We start from the raw sequence: 19,113 nt of genomic DNA, 5'->3' as shown, positions 1-19,113 counted from the left end.
GAGCGGATACTCCTATTTGTTATGCCCCTACTCTTCTCAGATATGGGTACTAATTATGCAAAACGTAGTATTGACACCACTGCTTACTTGAGCACTATTGTGACTCCGACGTGAATGAGAAAGTTCCATAGTTTCTCAAATTTTTTGTCATTGTTTTTTCACAGTGTGATGTCACTAGCCAAATCCCTCGCCACGTCTGAATTACGTCTCGTTTTGACAAGCGAGCATAGTGTTGGGGAAATGGGTATAATGGATGATCTCTGTCCCAGATTGTGCTGGGTAGAGCCTAGAAAAGCAATGGCATTGACAAACTATTACTTTTTGTTGGCACGGCTAATGGCTATCTGAACAACGCGTTTAAAATAAAACTCAGGAAGCATTCGCATGTCATCGACATGCAAAAATAAGAGTGGCACAAGTCACCAGAGTTGCGGTGATTTAGATACCTCCCAACTTAGCCCTTAGCGACGGATGTCGCGTTAATGGATGCACATGGTGTGCAAAATATACACAAGGTAGCCTTGTTACCTTAGCTTGGGATTGTAAAAGTAATATGAACACAAATCGTGAACATGAATGTGATGTGTTAGTGGTAGGGAGTGGCGCCGCGGGCTTGTCGTTGGCTTTGCGTGTCGCAAACCACTGTAAGGTGATGGTTCTAAGTAAAGGGCCACGTAGCGAAGGCGCGACGTTTTACGCGCAAGGTGGTATCGCTGCGGTATTTGATGAGTCGGACACCATTGAGTCTCACGTTGAAGATACACAAATTGCTGGAGATGGTATCTGTGACGAAGAGACGGTTAAATTCATCGCGGAAAACTCAAAAGAGTGCGTACAGTGGTTGATTGATGGTGGTGTGCCATTTGACCGTGAAGACGATGATTCTGACGAAGAACCACGTTATCACCTAACTCGCGAAGGCGGACACAGTCGTCGCCGTATTTTGCACGCAGCCGATGCCACTGGTATGGCAATGCAAACTTCTCTGCAAGACAACGCACACAGCCACCCAAACATTCATGTTCTTGAACGTCACAATGCTCTGGATTTGATCACCGAAGATAAAATTGGCGGCGACAAAAACAAGATCATTGGTGCTTATATTTGGAACCGCAACGAAGAGCAAGTTGAAACTGTTCGCGCAAAATTTGTTGTTCTCGCAACGGGCGGCGCTTCCAAAGTTTACCAATACACGTCTAACCCAGACGTCTCATCTGGTGATGGTATTGCAATCGCGTGGCGCGCAGGTTGTCGCGTTGCGAACATGGAATTCAACCAATTCCACCCGACCTGTCTGTTCCACCCAGAAGCGCGCAACTTCTTACTAACAGAAGCATTGCGTGGTGAAGGCGCGTATTTACGTCGTCCTGATGGCTCACGATTTATGCCGGATTTTGATGAGCGTAAAGAGCTTGCTCCGCGTGATGTCGTGGCTCGCGCTATCGACTTCGAAATGAAGCGCTTAGGTGCTGACTGCATGTATCTCGACATCAGCCATAAGCCAGCGGATTTCATTACTAAGCATTTCCCAACCATCTACTCTCGTTTGATGGATTTGGGTATCGACATGACTAAAGAGCCAATCCCAATCGTACCTGCGGCGCACTACACGTGCGGTGGCGTCATGGTCGATCAAAACGGCCATACCGATCTGAAGAACCTCTACGCGATTGGTGAAGTGAGCTACACGGGCTTACACGGCGCGAACCGTATGGCATCGAACTCACTACTTGAGTGTGTGGTTTACGCATGGTCGGCAGCCAAAGACATTCTTAAACATCACAACGAAGTAGAACTCGCACCGCAGGTTCCATGTTGGGATGAAAGCCAAGTGACCAACAGTGATGAAGAAGTGATCATCCAACACAACTGGCATGAGCTGCGCCTATTTATGTGGGATTACATGGGCATCGTTCGTACCGATAAACGTCTTGAACGCGCACTGCGCCGTATCCAGATGCTGCAACAAGAAACGCACGAGTACTACAGTCACTTCCGCGTATCAAACAACTTGCTAGAGCTACGTAACCTGCTGCAAGTCGCAGAGCTGATGGTACGTTGTGCGATGCAGCGTAAAGAGAGCCGTGGTCTGCACTACACCTTGGATTATCCAAACCAGCTAGAAAACAGCGGCCCAACGATTCTTACGCCAAACAAATAGCTCTGACACTAAAAAGTAACCGTCAGATACAAGATCAAATGGGAGCTTCGGCTCCCATTTTCCATTGTCGTAATATCAAACACAGTTGACGATATTCCACGTCTTCACAACTGTCTCGCCAAATCGTGACTTTCTCACCCGACGCTAATTCAAACGTGACTTTGAACGCTGCCGCCGACACATCAACACTCGATATTGTCGAAGTTTGTTTGTCATTGCGTACTGTGCCATCACGATGCAAATACCAACCACCACAGGCTGAAGGTACGACAAAGCCACCTTGCATTTGGCAACGAATAATCAGTAGTAACAGATAAGTTGATAAGACGAGTGGGATATCAGAACAGATAACCGCCCAAACGCAACCTAGGAGAAGAAGTTGGTTGGCAATTTGGGCGTATAGAGAAGTGTTAACCTTGAGATTAACGAACCTTGCTGAGGTTGTGTGCGACAATTTTATCGACCATCGATGCATGACCTAGATTTTCGCTACGACCGTGGCCCATCACCCAAGTAAACAGATCGGGATCATCGCATTCTAGTAGTGAGACGAAATCACGCTGCTCTTGCTCATTTAGTGCATCAAAGCACTCTTCAAAAAACGGCATAATCACCACGTCAAGCTCAAGCATGCCACGACGACAAGCCCATTTAATACGCGCCTTTTCTTCCGCAGTGTACATTCAGTATTCCTTCATAGATGTCTTGTTCTTAGTGCGGAGTGTAACAAGGGATGTGCAACGTCACTAGTGTGCGGGTCACAATATGTAGCCAAGTCGCTGCAAATCCTGAACGCATTTAATAAACAAACGTTCAGCAAAGCCAAACACCTTAAAATTGAGTGGATATATTGAGTGCTGACAAATGCCGATTCTGCATTTAACATAGCTGAAAAATATCTTCAAAAGGCATTGTAATCATGGAATGGCAAACTCGCTTTTCACCGCTGAACCTATCGACACAAGACGCACTACCTGAGCTGTCTATCTCGCTATTGGATAACCTGGGCATGATCACCATGGTTGGAGACGACAAAAAGTCGTACCTACACGGTCAAGTTACCTGCGATGTGGTTTCTCTTGAGAAAGACCAATCAATGTTGGGTGCCCATTGTGATGCGAAAGGTAAAGTGTGGAGTGTCTTCCGCCTATTCCACCATAACGATGGCTATGCAATGGTTCAGCCGAAATCTGCGATTGAAGTGGAACTAAACGAAATCAAAAAGTACGCGGTGTTCTCGAAAGTGACCATCGAAGAGTCTAGCGACGTTGTGCTGGGTGTCGCTGGTGAGAATGCAGATGCGTTCATCTCAACACTAAATGCTGATTCTGGCGACGTGCGTACAGTTGAAGGAGGCACTGCAGTCAAAGTGGCTTCAAACCGCTGGTTACTTGCGCTTACAGCAGAAGCAGCACAATCGTTAGTGGAAGATAGCCAAGCAACACTGACAACCCATGAGCTTTGGACCCGTTTCGATATTGAAGCAGCACTACCATACGTGGCAGCAGACGCGCAAAACGAGCACATTCCACAAGCACTAAACGTACAAGCGCTTGGGGGCATCAGCTTTACGAAAGGCTGCTACACAGGTCAAGAAACCGTAGCGCGCGCGAAATACCGCGGCACCAACAAACGTGCAATGTACATTGTTAAAGGTGCAACTGCAGAAGCCTTAGGTGAGAGTGCGATTGAATTGGAGCGTAGCGTTGGTGAAAACTGGCGTTCAGTAGGCGCGTTGCTCACGCATTACCAATTCAGCGACAACCAAGCGATGGGACTCATTGTACTGCCAAACAACCTAGACGATGACACTCTTTTGCGCTTGGTTGCTCAACCTGAGTGTGAATGGGAAATCGCAGCATTGCCGTACAACCTTGACGATGAGTAATACCATTCATACCCCTTTGATGCAGTTTTTGGCGGACCAAAACATCGAGTACCGCCTTCTTCCTCATCAAAGGCCAGCAACAACCATTGAAGATGCCGCGCAACAACGCGGCATTCGCCCCTCTCAAATGGTCAAAGCGATTCTTTTGCGTGATATGGGAAATCAATATGCGCTTGCTTGTGCACCAGGTGATCGTAGCGTTGATCCAAAGAAGGTGCGCGCATTACTGCAGTGCCGTCGCATGACCTGTGTTGATCAAGCGGACGTAGAAGCGATTACCGGATACAAGATTGGTACCGTCACACCACTCCTCCTAAAGCGCTACATGCCGATCGTATTTGACCCAAGTTTGCTTGAAGAAAAAGAAATCACCATTAGCAGCGGAGATCGTATGGCTGGCTTAGCGCTATCCATCGATGATCTAATCCAATTATGCCAACCGACCATGGCTGATATCTGTCGCTAACATGTAATCAAACGCAGGATTCTCACTCCTGCGTGATCTCACTCATATCTATCCTATTAGACCTAAGAATTTTTAATCATTTTTAAAACATAAATAGTCACACACAAAAAACTCGTATATGCTGAATTCGTTGGTTAAGTTTTCAACAACGACTTAGCCAACGTAAAGTGAATCTGCTGACTTGTATGACAGCGTTCATTAAGTCAGTCGTCCACTTTTGTGTAATGCATCTGTGACTATTCGCCCGCCGAAGCGGGCTTTTTTTTGCGTGGAACTTTTTCCCTTTTCCTTCCTCTAACTCAATGAAAGCAATGCATTTGAGGTTTCAACCTCGTCAAAACGAACAAAATGCAACCCATTGAGTAAAAACATTTAGCAAACAATCATTTTCCTTCTATTCTTATTTCTGTAACAAAACTGTTGCTTAATGCACCACGTAAGAACAGGAGGACTCAAGGACTGGTTCCTTCGATAATGATTTTTTGAGGTAATCCTCACGCTATTTGAGATATGACTCTGTCAATTTGTCTAAGGCAGCACAAATCTCTAAAGCCAAGTACCTCAACTGCACTTAATACTATTGCTGTCACAATAATTTTTACGCGAAAAACGTAGAATAACTGGGCTAGGTAAGAGATAAGGAAGAGTAAATATGAGACTGTTTAAGCGCTATACACCAGGTATGATTGCTAAACACATAAGTCGTCTTTTTAAAGGAAGAATTTATATTTACGGAGTCGGTAAGTTCGAGTTTGATAACGGAAAATTGATGTTGCCAGAGAAAGCTGAGAAACGTCACTTTCAGGCAGTAAAAGAGATTAACCAAGAGATTATGAAGCTCAGATGCGCATACGCTTAGCTTAAACATCGATGTAATAAGAAAGGCTGGATTAACCAGCCTTTTTTGTGTCTTCTATTCGTGAATCGAGAAACGCATTTATTGACGCGCTAGTTCCGGCAAATTGCCTTTCAAACCTAGTGCGCGCTTCATGATTTCATCTTTCGCACCCGGCAGTTGTCCTGCTAGGCTCAAACCAATACCACGAACCAACTTCTTGGCAGGGTTCTCACCGGAGAACAGATCACGGAAACCTTGCATTGCCGCTATCATCTTCGCCGCCTCAGTTTTGCGCCAACGTTCATAACCACGTAGGTTACGTTTGGTGCCAATGTCTTGCCCTTGTTTCCACAGCGCCAACACTTCTTGCGCTAAGCTCGCAGCATCCAATAACCCAAGGTTCACACCCTGCCCTGCTAGTGGATGAATTGTGTGTGCTGCATCGCCAACTAACGCCACGCGTTCAACCACAAAGTCACGCGCATAACGCATCTTAAGTGGGAATGCTGCACGTTCACCAACCACTTCACACAAACCTAAACGCGCATCAAATTCGCTAGTCAGTGCTTTATTGAACTCTTGCTCATTCATCGCCAGTAATTGCTCAGCACGGTTTGGCTCGGTAGACCACACAATCGAACACATGTGCGGTTCAGACATTGGAAGGAACGCCAGCGGACCTTGCGGTGTAAAGATCTGACGCGCAACACTGTTGTGTGGATCAGCGGTTTTTACATTCGCGACAAGCGCACTATGACCGTAATCCCAATGCGTTAGTGGGATATCCATTTGGTTACGCAGCCAAGAGTTTGCACCATCTGCGCCAACAACCAACTTAGCAGTCATAGCCTGACCGTTGTCGAGCGTTAGCCAGCTTTCTTGCTCACCCACTGCAAGCGTTGCACAACGAGCAGGCATAAACAGGGTTACGTTATCCAGCTTTTGAACTTGTTCTAGCAGCGCCAATTGAATCACGCGGTTTTCAACGATATGACCAAGGTCTGGTTGAGCCATGCTTTGTGCATCAAATGCGATGTTAGCGAAACTGTCTTGCTCCCAGACCTCCATCGCATGGTACGGAGAAGCACGACGCTGCTCGATACCCTGCCAAGCACCAAGGTTACGAAGGATAGTTTCACTTGAACGACTCAACGCCGATACGCGTACATCTGGCAGTTCATTTAGGGTGTCGTTTGGTACTGCGCCTTCGATAACGGCTACTCGCAGGTCACTGTCCTTAAAAGCGGCAGCTAATGCCAAACCTACCATTCCACCGCCGATGATGGCGATATCTACACTTTGCATCATTGCTTTTGTTACCTAATTCGTTGCCGTTTATCGTTTCACTAGACCAAGCGTATGGCGTAGCAGCGGCTGCTTAAAAGTAGAAAGGTTATCCATCGTTGCGAGAGCGAGGTTACGCCCAATTCGCATCGCCGGTAAATCATTTGAAAAAATATGCACGAGAGAGCTAGTTAGCCAAATTGTTTCGCTGCGATCATCTTCACGGCGCTGGCTAAATCGCATTAAGCCTTGGTAACGACCCGCGTCTTCAGTTTGCTTAACAACCTCTTCCGCTAACGATGCCACATCACGAATACCAAGGTTGAAGCCTTGCCCTGCAATCGGGTGAAGCGTTTGTGCAGCATTGCCGACAATAGCAAAGCGGTGCGAAATGTTCTGCTTACGGTGACGCAGAAGAAGCGGATAGCTCGCGCGTTGTCCGACTTTCTGCATCGCACCTAGCCGCCAACCAAAATCATTCTGCAAGCGCTCAAGGAACTCCGCGTCAGATAAGCTCACTACGGTTTGCGCTTCTTCAGGACGCAGACACCACACTAACGACATGCGGTTATCACTCATCGGCAGCAGTGCGACTGGGCCATTCTCGGTAAAGCGTTCAAAAGCGCGACCTTGATGAGGCTCTTGCGTCACGATATTCGCAATCACTGCCACTTGGTCAAAATCATGTTCAGACAACTCTAAGCCGATTTGCTGACAACATTGCGATACTGCCCCATCGGCAGCCACCAGTAGCTTAGCTTCCAGCTTCTCACCACTGCTCAACTCAATGTGTGCTTTGTCTTGCTCACGTTCGATATTCGCAACCGAATCAGGGCAAAACAGAGTGATCGCCTCACTCTTATCCAAGAGATCTTGGTAGACGCGGCCAACATCGGCGAGTTCCACTACGTAGCCAAGCGCTTCAACGCCAACTTCGTGCTTGGTAATCTCAGTCATGCCCGCATGAGAGCGGTCAGAAACATGAATATGTTCAATTGGGGTTGCACAAGGCTCGATAGCAGACCACAACTGCAAGTGACGCAGGATGTTGACCGTACCATAGGACAGAGCAATCGAGCGCGAATCAAACCCCGGATGTTGATCCGATTGGGCTTTAAAAGGCTCAACAACCGCAATTTTCAGCGCGCCTTTAGATAAACGGTCGATTGCTAACGCAAGTGTGGCACCAGCCATGGCACCACCAGCAATTACAACGTCATATTGCCTCATGCTAACCTCTAGAAACTATTCGATAATGGGGAACGAGTGATTAATGAATCGTTGGTTTGTTTTCGTTGCTTTCAGGACGAGCACCAAACTCTGCATGAATAGTTAATACGCAGGCTTTAACGTGTTCGATTACTTGCTCTAGTAATAGTGCTTGCTCGCCTAGGTCATCGTCTTCATCAATACCAAGCTTGGCGATTTCTTCTAGATCAGCCAAAGCTTCTTTTGCATCGTCTGATGCCTTATCAATCGCAATGCCCGCTAAGCCCATACCTGAGATAAAGTGGTTAACAAAGTCAGACACACCGTCTGCTAGCGCAAACAAACCTTCTTCGCCCGCTTCATCTGGAAGCAGCAGAGACACCTCCATCGAAGTGCCCGTTAGCTCGTTAACAGTTACTTGGAACACGCTTTGTGCCAATGCTAATGCGCTTGATGGCCAGCCCATGCCTTCGTTGGTGTAATCAAACAGAATCGGTTGCCAGGTTTGGTCGTTAATCGCCAATCCACCACTTAGCATGCCAACAAGTAGACCGTGCAATTCTGCTGGGGTCACAGCAAGGCTTGCAGATTTCAGTTCAGCAGCAATAGATTGGTATTCAGGAAGGGTGATTTCACTCATAATCTTGGCTCATTCTTGCGTAATAATGTATCGACATATCCTACCATCAAGCCTAGTCGGCTGAAACGGCTATCAAATTCAATTTTGGACAGCATTTAATCAATTTGCCCAATTCCTGTGTGATCACTTCACCATTTTTCTTTCTGTGATGGGAAATGCTTGAATCTTAATAGCGGTTTTCCTATAGTTTCCTCCTCGGTAGTTGTATAACGCAACGCCTTAGATAGCGCGAATATAGAGTTTATTCATCATGAGCAATCAAGCGATCGACGTTGAAATCCTTGGCAAAATGACACGAGTCAATTGTCCTGCGGGGCAAGAAGAGTCACTAATTACAGCGGCTAAAGATCTTGATCGTCGATTGAAAGAGATGAGTGAGCGTACTAAGGTAACCAATGAAATTCAGCTACTGACCTTTGCTGCGTTGAACATTTGTTATGAATTGCATACAAAATCATACGAATCTAACGGTCAGCAACAAGAAATTACTGAGCGAATGGAAAAGCTCACCGCGTCTTTAGAAAGTGTGCTTAGTAAGGTAAAGCAAGGACAGCAGTAGATACAAAATTTACCCTGGGGTGTGCGTCAGTTGGATTTAAGTCCCTGAGCCGATAAGCAATACCAAAGGGTTAGTACTTGATAGCTATTGAGCAAGCTTGGCATGCACCGAGAAGCCTACGGTTATCATTGCTGATCCGCCTTGAACCAGCTGGTTCAAGGGCCACAATCCTCAACGGCACCCTGGGGTATCCTCTCTATGTCAGACCTATCTCGACAAGAATTCCGCAAACTCATCCGTGAAAAGCGCAACGCCCTTTGTAGCGATACTCAGTTCCAAGCTGGGCTCGATCTCGTTCAGCAGTTTTCACAGTTAGCAGAAATCAAAACCGCGCAGCACATTGCCATCTATTTGTCTGCCGATGGTGAGTTAGACACCAAACCTCTGATTGAATCACTATGGCAGCAAGGTAAGTCGATTTACCTGCCCGTCATTCATCCTTTCTCTAAAGGTCAATTACTGTTCTTGCACTACGTCAATGATGAACAGTTGGTTTATAACAAATACGGAATCTTAGAACCTGCGCTTGATATCCGTTTCCTGAAACCGGTTCGTGAACTTGATGTCATTTGTACGCCGTTAGTCGGGTTTGACAGTGTCGGCCATCGCTTAGGTATGGGCGGAGGCTACTACGACCGGACTCTCTCACGCTGGTTTAGCACTGGCGAAGGTGCCAAACCGATCGGTATCGCCCACGACTGCCAGCATGTAGAGCGCCTACCCGTTGAAAGTTGGGATATTCCATTACCTAAGATCGTGACTCCAAGCCAAATCTGGCAATGGGAAAAGTAACACTTACCCGCTATAATCACGCCGCAAACGTTAACGAACATCTATTCAGGAGATTGGCATGACTCAAGATGAAATGAAGAAAGCGGCTGGTTGGGCAGCACTTAAGTATGTTGAGAAAGGCAGCATTGTCGGTGTTGGTACTGGCTCTACCGTGAATCACTTCATCGATGCCCTAGGCAGTATCAAAGATGATATCAAAGGCGCAGTGTCTAGCTCTGTTGCTTCTACTGAGCGTCTAAAAGAGCTTGGTATTGAAGTTTACGAGTGTAACGACGTAGCAATGCTGGATATCTACGTTGATGGTGCAGATGAAATCAACGCAGCGCGTGAAATGATCAAAGGCGGCGGTGCTGCTCTGACTCGTGAAAAGATCGTTGCGGCTATTTCAGAAAAATTCGTATGTATCGTTGACGGCACAAAAGCAGTTGACGTACTTGGTCAGTTCCCACTTCCTGTCGAAGTTATCCCAATGGCGCGCTCATACGTTGCTCGTGAATTGGTAAAACTAGGTGGTGACCCTGCATACCGTGAAGGTGTGACGACGGACAACGGCAACGTAATCCTAGACGTGCACAACATGCAAATCACTAACCCGAAAGAGCTTGAAGACAAGATCAACGGCATCGCAGGTGTGGTAACGGTAGGTCTATTCGCTCACCGTGGTGCAGACGTGGTTATCACTGGCACACCAGAAGGTGCGAAAATAGAAGAATAAATCATTAGATGATTTAAATTTTCTGTTATTTCATTACAGACGGCGCCCTAGGGCGCCGTTTTTTCTTCCTTTTTCTAAGAAAAGCATGCCTTATTCCGTAATTTTCTTACCCAAAGCAAAAATTTTTTGTTACTTTATTGAACAGAAGACGCACAGGGAAACGTTTGTCTTCCGACAAAACTGTTAATTATCCCCTTTTTAATGGTTTTGCTTTATGTGCGCCACATTAGCCCACCTTTCCATTTTAAGGACGAGAAAAATGGCCAAAGTTTCACTGGAAAAAGAAAAGATTAAGATCCTCTTGCTAGAGGGACTCCACCCTTCTTCAGTTGAAGTTCTTCAAGCAGCTGGCTACAGCAACATTGAATATCACAAAGGTTCCCTTTCAGAAGAAGAGCTGATTGAAGCAGTAAAAGACGTGCACTTCATCGGTATCCGTTCCCGAACAAACCTATCGGAAGAAGTGATCAATGCGGCGAACAAGCTAGTTGCGATTGGCTGTTTTTGTATCGGTACCAACCAAGTTGACCTAAGTGCTGCCGCTCGACGCGGTGTCCCTGTATTTAATGCGCCATTCTCAAACACGCGCAGTGTTGCCGAGTTGGTGTTAGGCCAAGTACTACTGCTTCTTCGTGGTATCCCTGAGAAAAATGCACTCGCACACCGTGGTATTTGGAAGAAGAGTGCAGACAGCTCTTACGAAGCTCGTGGTAAGCGTCTGGGTATCATCGGTTACGGCCACATCGGTACTCAGCTAGGTATCATCGCAGAAAACTTAGGCATGCGCGTTTACTACTACGACATTGAAAACAAACTGTCGCTAGGCAACGCAACGCAAGTGTTCACCATGAGCGAACTACTGAACAAGTGTGACGTCATTTCTTTGCACGTTCCTGAAACGCCAGAGACCAAGAACATGATGGGTGCGGAAGAGTTCGCACGCATGAAGCCAGGCGCAATCTTTATCAACGCTGCGCGTGGTACCGTCGTAGATATCCCTGCTCTATGCCACAGTCTAGAGTCTGGTCATATCTCGGGCGCTGCGGTTGACGTATTCCCAGTAGAACCAAAAACCAATGCTGATGCATTTGAGTCTCCACTGCAGAAGTTCGACAACGTCATCCTAACGCCACACGTTGGTGGTTCAACGCAAGAAGCGCAAGAAAACATTGGTGTTGAAGTTGCTGGTAAACTGGCGAAATACTCTGACAACGGTTCAACGCTATCAAGTGTGAACTTCCCAGAGGTATCACTGCCTGAGCATCGTGAATGTTCACGTTTGTTGCACATCCACAAAAACCGCCCTGGTATCCTAACGCAAATCAACACCATCTTTGCGGAAGACGGCATCAACATCGCAGGTCAGTACCTACAAACGGCAGCTGAGATCGGTTACGTAGTTATCGACGTAGAGACTTCTCGCGCAGAAGAAGCACTAGTGAAACTAAAAGGCATCGAAGGTACAATCCGTGCTCGTATCCTTCATTAATCGCTGATTACTCGACAAAAAAAAGGCAGGGACTCCCCTGCCTTTTCTGTTTCTATTCGTCGTAATATTCTTATTACTATTTCAGCTTGTAAACCACATCCACTTGGTCACGAATCACAAGCGTAGAGTCTTGGTAGCTATTCGAACTCTCTCTTGCATCCATAGCCATTGAACGTAAAAGCACTGGACGAGCGTGCATTTGGTTGTAATTAATCTGCCAAACATCACCCAACTTTTTGTCAAAACCCGTCGCTAAAGATGCCGCCTTGCTTTGCGCATCTTTGATTGCTTCCATACGCGCTTTTTGCTGATACTCAGACTGATTACTCACTTTAAGCTGAATATTATCGACTTGATTAATGCCGGCTTTTAACGCCATGTCCAAGTATTCATTCAAGTTAGCAAGATCGTTTACCGTCACATCAATACTACGTGATGCGCGATAGCCAACTAGCTCTGCTTTGCCCGATTTCGGATAGTGATACTGCGGTGCTAAGTATAAGTTTGAACTGGTGATGTTATCTTTTGACAACCCTGCATCCGCTAAGCTTTTTAGAAACGCATCAACGGTATTATCGACCGATTGCTTCGCTTGCTCCGCAGTCATTGTCGTATCAACTACCTTCACAGAGAAAGTGGCCATATCTGGAGTTGCAACAACTTCACCGTATCCAGTCGTACTCACATGAGCAAAATCAGGTGCCTCATTCGCAAGTACAGAAACGCTAGTAAGGCTTAGTGCCGAAGCCAGAAAAATTGAAGACAGTTTCATTCGATAAATCCATCCGTATTGAAATAGAAAAGTCACTCCAAATGCCGGAGTTCAAGACGAGATACTCGATGAATGCCATGGCGGATTAAGTTGATGCCTCATCAAAACCAGAAAGATAAGAGGCACCAATGAACTGGAGTGTATATAGCTTCATCATAGAAACTTCTGCCAATTATCCAAGCGCCCTAAGCGACTTCTAACACAACTTTGACTGTGTTACTTCGCCGTGATTTCAGCTTAAAACGCGAGGCAAGCGGGAACTTATTGTGGCAAATGCTGTTGCGCGTAGCCAACAATCGCTTGTGAGATCTCTTGAAGCACACCCGTTTCTAACTGCCAGTGATGCCAGTAAATTCGATAGGACATCAAAAAGCCCGGCGTAATATCAATCAACTCACCTTTCTCCAGTTCGTCAGTGATCTGCAATCGGGGAATCAAACAATAAGCCACGCCTGCTAACGCCATCTTAAGGAAAGCTTCTGAGCTACTGATGTTGTGATGAATCACGCTATCTGGCCTCACGTTGAAGTGTTCCGTTAAGAACTTCTTATGCAGATCATCATATTGGTCATAAGACACCGCCGGCGCTTTGGCCAAAGTCTGGTTGTTGACTCCTTCCGAGAAGTAACGTTGATAAAACTCTGGGTTGGCGACGCAAACATAATCGATGCGACCAAGATAGTCTGCTCGACAGCCCGGGATGGCTTGAGACTCTAAACTGATCGCCCCTGCAACCTCACCGCTTCTTAGCTTCTCAATCGAGCGCGACTCGCCATAAATGGTCAGTTTTAGTTCCACTTGGCGATGCTTCATTACGTCTTGCAACGCAGGTAAGAGCCAGGTCGCGAGGCTGTCTGCATTGGTTGCCAATGAAAGCTGTACAGGACGTGTTGTCGTATCATTTTTTAGTTCAGGGAGGATTTCATGCTCAAGCAATCTTACTCGGCGATAAAGCCCAAGTAACTTCTTACCAATCGGGGTTGGCTTGGGTGGTTGCTCGCGAATAAGAACCGGTTGGGCAAGGTACTTCTCTAGCTGCTTGATACGCTGGGAAATAGCGGATTGTGAGACAAAAAGGTGTTCAGCAGCCCGGTCAAAGCTGCCTTGATGCACTACCGCATCTAACGCTTCAATCCATTTATAGTCCAATCCTCGCACGTGTTTTTCCTCCTTAATAAACGCCCAAAACACCAGATAAGTGTTACTAATAATATATTAAAATCATTAATTATACTTATTTCAATAAAAGCTTTATCTTCCATTCCTCTGTTGTTCTATTGCTAATTTTTTGAGGTGTGTTGTGAGCTTTTGGGTGTTATTACAAGGATTCGGTTTAGGTGCGACGATGATCATTCCAATCGGTGCGCAGAATGCGTACGTCCTTAACCAAGGTATTAAGCGCCAACATCACCTGACGACCGCGACTATCTGTAGCATCCTAGATATGATCTTCATATCGCTTGGTATTTTTGGTGGTGGTGCGATCCTATCGCAAAATGAAATCCTGCTGACCTCAGTCACTTTAGGTGGCATTGCCTTCTTAAGTGTTTACGGTTTACTGTCGCTAAAAAGCGCATTCAAGCCAGCAAACGCCTCTGAATCGAAAGGTGAAGTCGTCGCTCGAGGCCGTCGTACCGTGATTCTTGGCGCACTTGCCGTCACAGTGTTGAACCCACATCTTTACCTAGATACCGTGGTAATCTTGGGTTCAATTGGTGGTCAATTCGAAGGCAACGATCGCATCGCATTTGCTATGGGCACCATCATGGCTTCATTTGTGTGGTTCTACACACTCTCATTAGGTGCTGCGAAATTAGGTCCGACGCTCTCAAAACCGAAAGTGAAGAAAGGCATTGATATTGCGGTTGCCGCTATGATGTTTACTATCGCTTTTGTACTTGCGAATGAGTTAGTCACCAAATACTGGTAAAGACAAATAGGAAAGAAACACGACATGGAGTCACTGGAAAAAATCCATCAAATCAACCGAGAGCGATTCAATGCGCTCTCCATCCCCTTTAGAGAATGGCAACACGAAGCCATTCTCGACTTCGAAACCGACGTCAAAGTCGCCGCACAACTCGGTTGGACAGGCACGCATACTAAGAGTCTTTTTCTCAAGCTGAAAGGGCAAGGTTATGCAGTATACCTAACCGACAAGGACTCGCGTCTAGACTCCAAGCAAATCAAAGCCATCACTGGTAAACGACCTTCAATTTGCAGTGACGATGAAATGATTGAGCAGCTAGGCTGTGTGCCCGGCGCAGTTTGTCCTATTGGCTTACCTGAGCATGTCACCATTATCGTTGATACAGCACTCTACCAACATGATGAGTTGCTCTATACACCAGGTTTACCCGAGTTAACCTTTGGCTTTGCAGGTAGCGAGCTTAAACGCCTGCTCCTTGCTGGCAGTAACACTCTGTTAGAACTTTAGAACATTGGAATATAAAAAAAGCGAGGCCATTGCCTCGCTTTTTCATGTTCTCAATCGAAGGGATTAAGCTTCTACTTTGTTCAAGTGAACGTCCATTTGTGGGAATGGAATTTCGATGCCTGCTTCATCCAACGCTTCTTTGATTGCTTGAGTAGAATCGAAGTAAACGTCCCAGTAATCAGCAGTTTTACACCATGGACGAACCACGAAGTTTACTGAAGAATCTGCTAGAGCCAGTACACCAATTTGGATTGCTGGATCTTTAAGGATACGCTCATCTTTTTCTAGCACGTCACGGATAACTTGCTTAGTTTGTTTAAGGTCAGCGCTGTAAGAAACACCGATAACTAGGTCTACACGACGCGTAGCGTGGCGAGAGTAGTTCGTGATTGCACCGCCGATAACTGATGAGTTCGGTACAACAACCATTTTGTTGTCAGGTGTTTTTAGTACAGTTTGGAAGATTTGAATTGCTTCAACACTACCTGCTACACCGCCGATTTCTACGTAGTCACCAGACTTGAATGGACGGAATGCAACAATTAGTACGCCCGCTGCAAAGTTAGAAAGTGAGCCTTGCAGAGCAAGACCAACAGCAAGACCTGCCGCACCGATTACCGCAACTACAGATGCAGTTTGAACACCTACACGACCTAGTGCCGCGATAAGTACGATAACAAATAGAAGGTAACGAACTAAACCATTGACGAATTCAACAACAGCTTTGTCCATCTTTTTCTTTTCAAGCACTTTTGAAACGCTGTTTGCTACCGCTTTAACGATAATGTTACCGATAAATAGGATCAGCAGTGCAGAAATGATGTTCACACCGTACTGAATAAGAAGATCTGAGTTGTTATTTAGCCATGTTTCAGCTTTGCTCAAACCATCCGTTAAAGAGGTATCGATACCCATCGATTCACCTGCCATAATTCGTATCCTCAAAATAAAGATATTAAATCTAATTGCCGTTAATTTATGAACCTTGTTTTTTATAGGTTCTTATTCACAACAACATCCCTATTGTTTTCCTGAACAGTGTCAGATTTTTGGCACAATATCTCAAAACTGAAATTTTGCAAAGTCAGAGTTTAGCAAAGACCTACAAAACAAAGCTTTATCAGATTTTTCTGATACTGGCATGTTACAGAGTACGCAATGGATTTACATTTCGCCACACTTTTTACTTGGTTTTATGCCACTTGGTGCGGAAATGCGCTGAGTTTCGAAATTTGCGCCAAAAACAGAAGGGATATGAAGTGCGGTGATCATATAGCAGTTGATTTAGTTATCAATTGCTACAGGAAGGAGAATCTAGGCTGTCTCATTGTTTAGACATAAAAAAACCCGCTCTAAGAGCGGGTTTTTAGAAACTCAGTTGAGACGAATTATAGTACGTCTACTGCGTTTAGGTCAGCAAATGCTTTCTCTAGGCGAGCTACCATTGAAGCTTGACCAGCACGTAGCCATACGCGTGGATCGTAGTACTTCTTGTTTGGAGCGTCTTCGCCAGTTGGGTTACCGATTTGACCTTGTAGGTAATCGCGGTTTTCCGCTTCGTATGCACGGATACCGTCCCATGTAGCCCACTGTGTATCAGTATCGATGTTCATTTTGATAACACCGTAGCCGATAGACTCTTGGATTTCTGCTTCAGTAGAACCAGAACCACCGTGGAATACGAAGTTTAGAGCGTTTGGTGCGATACCGAACTTCTCTGCACAGTATGCTTGAGAGTCACGTAGGATAGTTGGAGTTAGAACAACGTTACCTGGCTTGTATACACCGTGTACGTTACCGAAAGATGCTGCGATAGTGAAACGTGGGCTAACAGCGCTTAGTTTCTCGTATGCGTATGCAACGTCTTCTGGAGAAGTGTAAAGCTCAGATGCGTCCATATCAGAGTTATCAACGCCGTCTTCTTCACCACCAGTACAACCAAGTTCGATCTCGATTGTCATGTTCATTTTAGCCATGCGCTCTAGGTACTTAGCACATGTTTCGATGTTCTCTTCTAGAGACTCTTCAGAAAGGTCTAGCATGTGAGAAGAGAATAGAGGCTTACCAGTTTGAGCGAAGAACTCTTCACCAGCGTCTAGTAGACCGTCGATCCATGGTAGAAGTTTCTTAGCAGCGTGGTCAGTGTGTAGGATTACTGGCACACCGTAAGCTTCAGCTACAGCGTGAACGTATTTAGCACCAGCTACTGCGCCAAGGATTTGTGCACCTTGACCTTCAAGTTTAACGCCTTTACCAGCGAAGAAAGCTGCGCCGCCGTTAGAGAACTGAACAACAACTGGAGCTTTAACTTTTGCAGCTGCTTCAAGTACTGCGTTTACAGAATCAGTACCAACAACGTTTACTGCTGGAAGTGCAAAGTTGTTCTCTTTTGCTACTTCAAATACTTTCTGAACGTCATCGCCAGAGATAACACCTGGTTTTACGAAGTCGAAGATCTTAGACATGGATGTAATCCTATTTATCTGTCGTTTTATAAACAAAACTTGTTAAATTGAAAATCTTGCAAACGTTTGCTCACAACTGAGGCTATTTTAGCAGAGTTCCACTCTCGTTGCAGCAAACAAGAAAGCGGGAGAGGACTCCCGCTTTACTAATATTACTTAGCGCGTGCTTCTAGCATTTCAACTGCTGGAAGTACTTTACCTTCTACGAACTCAAGGAAAGCGCCGCCGCCAGTAGAGATGTAAGATACGTCAGCTTTGATACCGAACTTGTCGATAGCTGCTAGCGTGTCACCACCACCTGCAACAGAGAAACCTTCAGAAGCTGCGATAGCTTCAGAGATACCTTTAGTACCTGCTTCGAAGTTCTTGAATTCGAATACGCCTACTGGACCGTTCCATAGGATAGTCTTAGCGTTCTTAAGGATTTCTGCTAGTTCAGCAGTTGAATCTGGACCAAGGTCGAAGATCATGTCGTCGTCTTGTACTTCAGAAACGTGCTTGATTTCAGCTTCTGCGTTCTCGTCGAATGCTTTCGCACATGCAACGTCAGTTGCTACTGGAATTGCACACTCGTCCATTAGCTTTTTAGCTGTTTCAACTAGGTCTGCTTCGTATAGAGACTTACCAACGTTGTGGCCAGCAGCTGCGATGAATGTGTTAGCAATACCACCACCAACAACTAGTTGGTCAGCGATTTTAGATAGAGACTCAAGAACAGTTAGCTTAGTAGAAACTTTTGAACCACCTACGATAGCAACCATTGGACGAGCAGGCTTGTCCATTGCTTTACCTAGAGCTTCTAGTTCGTTCGCTAGTAGAGGACCAGCACATGCTACGTCTGCGTGCATACCAACACCGTGAGTAGATGCTTGTGCACGGTGAGCTGTACCGAATGCGTCCATTACGAAGATGTCACATAGAGAAGCGTACTGCTTAGACAGTTCTTCTTCGTTTTTCTTCTCGCCTTTGTTGAAGCGAACGTTTTCTAGAACAACTAGTTCACCAGCGTTTAGTTCTAGACCGTTTAGGTAGTCTTTCGCTAGTTTAACTTCGCAGTCTAGTGCGTCGTTTAGGTAGTTAACTACTGGTTGTAGAGAGAACTCTTCAGCGTATTCACCTTCAGTTGGGCGACCTAGGTGAGAAGTAACCATAACTTTAGCGCCTGCTTCTAGACAGTGCTTGATAGTTGGAAGAGATGCGATGATACGTGCATCTGAAGTTACTTTACCGTCTTTTACTGGCACGTTTAGGTCAGCACGGATAAATACACGTTTACCTGCAAGATCCAGGTCAGTCATCTTGATTACAGACATGATGTGTCCTCTCAAATATTAAATAATTAAAGTTTTTAAAAACTCGGCAATCCTGCCAAGCCCGTTAATTCTTCAAACTGGTTAC

Annotated in this window: 20 protein-coding genes and 1 other RNA gene; 11 read left to right on the top strand and 10 right to left on the bottom strand. The window is 45.8% G+C overall.

Annotated elements, in window-relative coordinates; genetic code table 11:
• Positions 1-553 precede the first annotated feature (553 nt).
• Positions 554-2,161 carry an L-aspartate oxidase gene (gene nadB / locus A9237_RS10945; protein WP_005436463.1) on the top strand — a complete coding sequence of 536 codons (1,608 nt, stop codon included), beginning with the start codon at positions 554-556 and terminating at the stop codon, positions 2,159-2,161.
• Between the two features lie 34 nt (positions 2,162-2,195).
• Here nadB and A9237_RS27480 read toward each other — a convergent pair whose 3' ends face one another.
• Together A9237_RS27480 and A9237_RS10935 are read right to left on the bottom strand one after the other, a co-directional pair.
• Positions 2,196-2,636, bottom strand: a complete 441-nt coding sequence (locus A9237_RS27480) for a protein YgfX (protein WP_335726412.1) — start codon at positions 2,634-2,636, stop codon at positions 2,196-2,198.
• A complete protein-coding gene (locus A9237_RS10935) occupies positions 2,584-2,844 on the bottom strand; it encodes an FAD assembly factor SdhE (RefSeq protein ID WP_005429937.1) in 261 nt (86 codons plus the stop codon). The genes A9237_RS27480 and A9237_RS10935 overlap by 53 nt, the downstream gene beginning before the upstream one ends.
• Before the next feature lie 236 nt (positions 2,845-3,080).
• Here A9237_RS10935 and ygfZ point away from each other — a divergent pair, with 236 nt between their 5' ends.
• The 3 genes from ygfZ (at position 3,081) to A9237_RS10920 (ending at position 5,374) form a co-directional block, all read left to right on the top strand.
• Positions 3,081-4,049, top strand: a complete 969-nt coding sequence (gene ygfZ / locus A9237_RS10930; RefSeq protein ID WP_078608175.1) for a tRNA-modifying protein YgfZ — start codon at positions 3,081-3,083, stop codon at positions 4,047-4,049.
• On the top strand, positions 4,042-4,515 hold the full coding sequence (locus A9237_RS10925) for an aminoacyl-tRNA deacylase (RefSeq protein ID WP_009707606.1): 474 nt from the start codon (positions 4,042-4,044) through the stop codon (positions 4,513-4,515). Before ygfZ ends, A9237_RS10925 begins: the two co-directional genes overlap by 8 nt.
• 652 nt (positions 4,516-5,167) lie before the next feature.
• Positions 5,168-5,374 (top strand): DUF1107 domain-containing protein, encoded by a 207-nt coding sequence (locus A9237_RS10920; protein WP_005449772.1) that lies wholly within the window; start codon positions 5,168-5,170, stop codon positions 5,372-5,374.
• 78 nt (positions 5,375-5,452) lie between these two features.
• Here A9237_RS10920 and A9237_RS10915 read toward each other — a convergent pair whose 3' ends face one another.
• Genes A9237_RS10915 through A9237_RS10905 form a run of 3 tightly spaced genes read right to left on the bottom strand, consistent with a single transcriptional unit; the run spans position 5,453 to position 8,486 of the window.
• On the bottom strand, positions 5,453-6,661 hold the full coding sequence (locus tag A9237_RS10915; protein WP_078608174.1) for an FAD-dependent 2-octaprenylphenol hydroxylase: 1,209 nt from the start codon (positions 6,659-6,661) through the stop codon (positions 5,453-5,455).
• Between the two features lie 27 nt (positions 6,662-6,688).
• Positions 6,689-7,867, bottom strand: a complete 1,179-nt coding sequence (ubiH, locus tag A9237_RS10910) for a 2-octaprenyl-6-methoxyphenyl hydroxylase (protein WP_078608173.1) — start codon at positions 7,865-7,867, stop codon at positions 6,689-6,691.
• 40 nt (positions 7,868-7,907) lie between these two features.
• Positions 7,908-8,486, bottom strand: coding sequence for a YecA/YgfB family protein (locus A9237_RS10905; RefSeq protein ID WP_039987183.1), 579 nt, complete (start codon positions 8,484-8,486; stop codon positions 7,908-7,910).
• 250 nt (positions 8,487-8,736) lie between these two features.
• Between A9237_RS10905 and A9237_RS10900 the strand changes: the two genes are divergently transcribed.
• The 5 genes from A9237_RS10900 to serA all read left to right on the top strand — a co-directional run bounded on the left by A9237_RS10900 (position 8,737) and on the right by serA (position 12,041).
• Positions 8,737-9,045, top strand: a complete 309-nt coding sequence (locus A9237_RS10900; RefSeq protein ID WP_078608172.1) for a cell division protein ZapA — start codon at positions 8,737-8,739, stop codon at positions 9,043-9,045.
• Between the two features lie 8 nt (positions 9,046-9,053).
• A non-coding RNA gene (ssrS, locus tag A9237_RS10895) (6S RNA) lies at positions 9,054-9,238 on the top strand.
• Positions 9,239-9,243: 5 nt separating this feature from the next.
• Positions 9,244-9,837, top strand: coding sequence for a 5-formyltetrahydrofolate cyclo-ligase (locus tag A9237_RS10890; protein ID WP_078608171.1), 594 nt, complete (start codon positions 9,244-9,246; stop codon positions 9,835-9,837).
• A 58-nt stretch (positions 9,838-9,895) separates the two neighbouring features.
• The gene (rpiA, locus tag A9237_RS10885) at positions 9,896-10,552 is read left to right on the top strand and encodes a ribose-5-phosphate isomerase RpiA (protein WP_005436473.1); all 657 of its coding nucleotides are present in this window, start codon (positions 9,896-9,898) and stop codon (positions 10,550-10,552) included.
• A 259-nt stretch (positions 10,553-10,811) separates the two neighbouring features.
• Positions 10,812-12,041, top strand: coding sequence for a phosphoglycerate dehydrogenase (gene serA / locus A9237_RS10880; protein ID WP_009707610.1), 1,230 nt, complete (start codon positions 10,812-10,814; stop codon positions 12,039-12,041).
• A 76-nt stretch (positions 12,042-12,117) separates the two neighbouring features.
• Here the strand turns inward: serA and A9237_RS10875 are convergent, their stop codons facing one another.
• Both A9237_RS10875 and A9237_RS10870 read right to left on the bottom strand, forming a co-directional pair.
• Positions 12,118-12,813: an oxidative stress defense protein gene (locus A9237_RS10875; RefSeq protein ID WP_039987186.1), complete on the bottom strand. Its 696-nt coding sequence runs from the start codon at positions 12,811-12,813 to the stop codon at positions 12,118-12,120.
• 261 nt (positions 12,814-13,074) lie between these two features.
• On the bottom strand, positions 13,075-13,971 hold the full coding sequence (locus A9237_RS10870) for a LysR family transcriptional regulator ArgP (protein ID WP_009707613.1): 897 nt from the start codon (positions 13,969-13,971) through the stop codon (positions 13,075-13,077).
• A gap of 142 nt (positions 13,972-14,113) precedes the next feature.
• Here A9237_RS10870 and A9237_RS10865 point away from each other — a divergent pair, with 142 nt between their 5' ends.
• Both A9237_RS10865 and A9237_RS10860 read left to right on the top strand, forming a co-directional pair.
• Positions 14,114-14,743: a LysE/ArgO family amino acid transporter gene (locus A9237_RS10865; protein ID WP_005436477.1), complete on the top strand. Its 630-nt coding sequence runs from the start codon at positions 14,114-14,116 to the stop codon at positions 14,741-14,743.
• A gap of 24 nt (positions 14,744-14,767) precedes the next feature.
• On the top strand, positions 14,768-15,250 hold the full coding sequence (locus A9237_RS10860) for a YbaK/EbsC family protein (protein ID WP_020196162.1): 483 nt from the start codon (positions 14,768-14,770) through the stop codon (positions 15,248-15,250).
• 63 nt (positions 15,251-15,313) lie between these two features.
• On the opposite strand, the gene mscS is transcribed toward A9237_RS10860, so the two are convergent.
• The 3 genes from mscS to A9237_RS10845 form a co-directional block, all read right to left on the bottom strand.
• Complete coding sequence (mscS, locus tag A9237_RS10855; protein WP_005436480.1) at positions 15,314-16,180, bottom strand: small-conductance mechanosensitive channel MscS; 867 nt, start codon at positions 16,178-16,180, stop codon at positions 15,314-15,316.
• A 458-nt stretch (positions 16,181-16,638) separates the two neighbouring features.
• Complete coding sequence (fbaA, locus tag A9237_RS10850) at positions 16,639-17,715, bottom strand: class II fructose-bisphosphate aldolase (RefSeq protein ID WP_005436482.1); 1,077 nt, start codon at positions 17,713-17,715, stop codon at positions 16,639-16,641.
• Positions 17,716-17,867: 152 nt separating this feature from the next.
• The gene (locus A9237_RS10845) at positions 17,868-19,028 is read right to left on the bottom strand and encodes a phosphoglycerate kinase (RefSeq protein ID WP_005436484.1); all 1,161 of its coding nucleotides are present in this window, start codon (positions 19,026-19,028) and stop codon (positions 17,868-17,870) included.
• Positions 19,029-19,113 lie beyond the last annotated feature (85 nt).

This window comes from Vibrio owensii (assembly GCF_002021755.1).
GTDB lineage: Bacteria > Pseudomonadota > Gammaproteobacteria > Enterobacterales > Vibrionaceae > Vibrio > Vibrio owensii.
This window is presented reverse-complemented; position numbering and strand designations above follow the sequence as displayed.

What these genes read in the sequence shown, in the direction of transcription:
- mscS (WP_005436480.1), bottom strand. Translation starts at nt 16,180, where the DNA reads ATGGCAGGTGAATCGATGGGTATCGATACCTCTTTAACGGATGGTTTG.
- A9237_RS10905 (WP_039987183.1), bottom strand. Translation starts at nt 8,486, where the DNA reads ATGAGTGAAATCACCCTTCCTGAATACCAATCTATTGCTGCTGAACTG.
- serA (WP_009707610.1), top strand. Translation starts at nt 10,812, where the DNA reads ATGGCCAAAGTTTCACTGGAAAAAGAAAAGATTAAGATCCTCTTGCTA.
- A9237_RS10900 (WP_078608172.1), top strand. Translation starts at nt 8,737, where the DNA reads ATGAGCAATCAAGCGATCGACGTTGAAATCCTTGGCAAAATGACACGA.
- fbaA (WP_005436482.1), bottom strand. Translation starts at nt 17,715, where the DNA reads ATGTCTAAGATCTTCGACTTCGTAAAACCAGGTGTTATCTCTGGCGAT.
- ubiH (WP_078608173.1), bottom strand. Translation starts at nt 7,867, where the DNA reads ATGAGGCAATATGACGTTGTAATTGCTGGTGGTGCCATGGCTGGTGCC.
- A9237_RS10890 (WP_078608171.1), top strand. Translation starts at nt 9,244, where the DNA reads ATGTCAGACCTATCTCGACAAGAATTCCGCAAACTCATCCGTGAAAAG.
- A9237_RS27480 (WP_335726412.1), bottom strand. Translation starts at nt 2,636, where the DNA reads ATGCATCGATGGTCGATAAAATTGTCGCACACAACCTCAGCAAGGTTC.
- A9237_RS10920 (WP_005449772.1), top strand. Translation starts at nt 5,168, where the DNA reads ATGAGACTGTTTAAGCGCTATACACCAGGTATGATTGCTAAACACATA.
- A9237_RS10915 (WP_078608174.1), bottom strand. Translation starts at nt 6,661, where the DNA reads ATGATGCAAAGTGTAGATATCGCCATCATCGGCGGTGGAATGGTAGGT.
- A9237_RS10925 (WP_009707606.1), top strand. Translation starts at nt 4,042, where the DNA reads ATGAGTAATACCATTCATACCCCTTTGATGCAGTTTTTGGCGGACCAA.
- A9237_RS10845 (WP_005436484.1), bottom strand. Translation starts at nt 19,028, where the DNA reads ATGTCTGTAATCAAGATGACTGACCTGGATCTTGCAGGTAAACGTGTA.
- A9237_RS10875 (WP_039987186.1), bottom strand. Translation starts at nt 12,813, where the DNA reads ATGAAACTGTCTTCAATTTTTCTGGCTTCGGCACTAAGCCTTACTAGC.
- A9237_RS10935 (WP_005429937.1), bottom strand. Translation starts at nt 2,844, where the DNA reads ATGTACACTGCGGAAGAAAAGGCGCGTATTAAATGGGCTTGTCGTCGT.
- nadB (WP_005436463.1), top strand. Translation starts at nt 554, where the DNA reads ATGAACACAAATCGTGAACATGAATGTGATGTGTTAGTGGTAGGGAGT.
- ygfZ (WP_078608175.1), top strand. Translation starts at nt 3,081, where the DNA reads ATGGAATGGCAAACTCGCTTTTCACCGCTGAACCTATCGACACAAGAC.
- rpiA (WP_005436473.1), top strand. Translation starts at nt 9,896, where the DNA reads ATGACTCAAGATGAAATGAAGAAAGCGGCTGGTTGGGCAGCACTTAAG.
- A9237_RS10860 (WP_020196162.1), top strand. Translation starts at nt 14,768, where the DNA reads ATGGAGTCACTGGAAAAAATCCATCAAATCAACCGAGAGCGATTCAAT.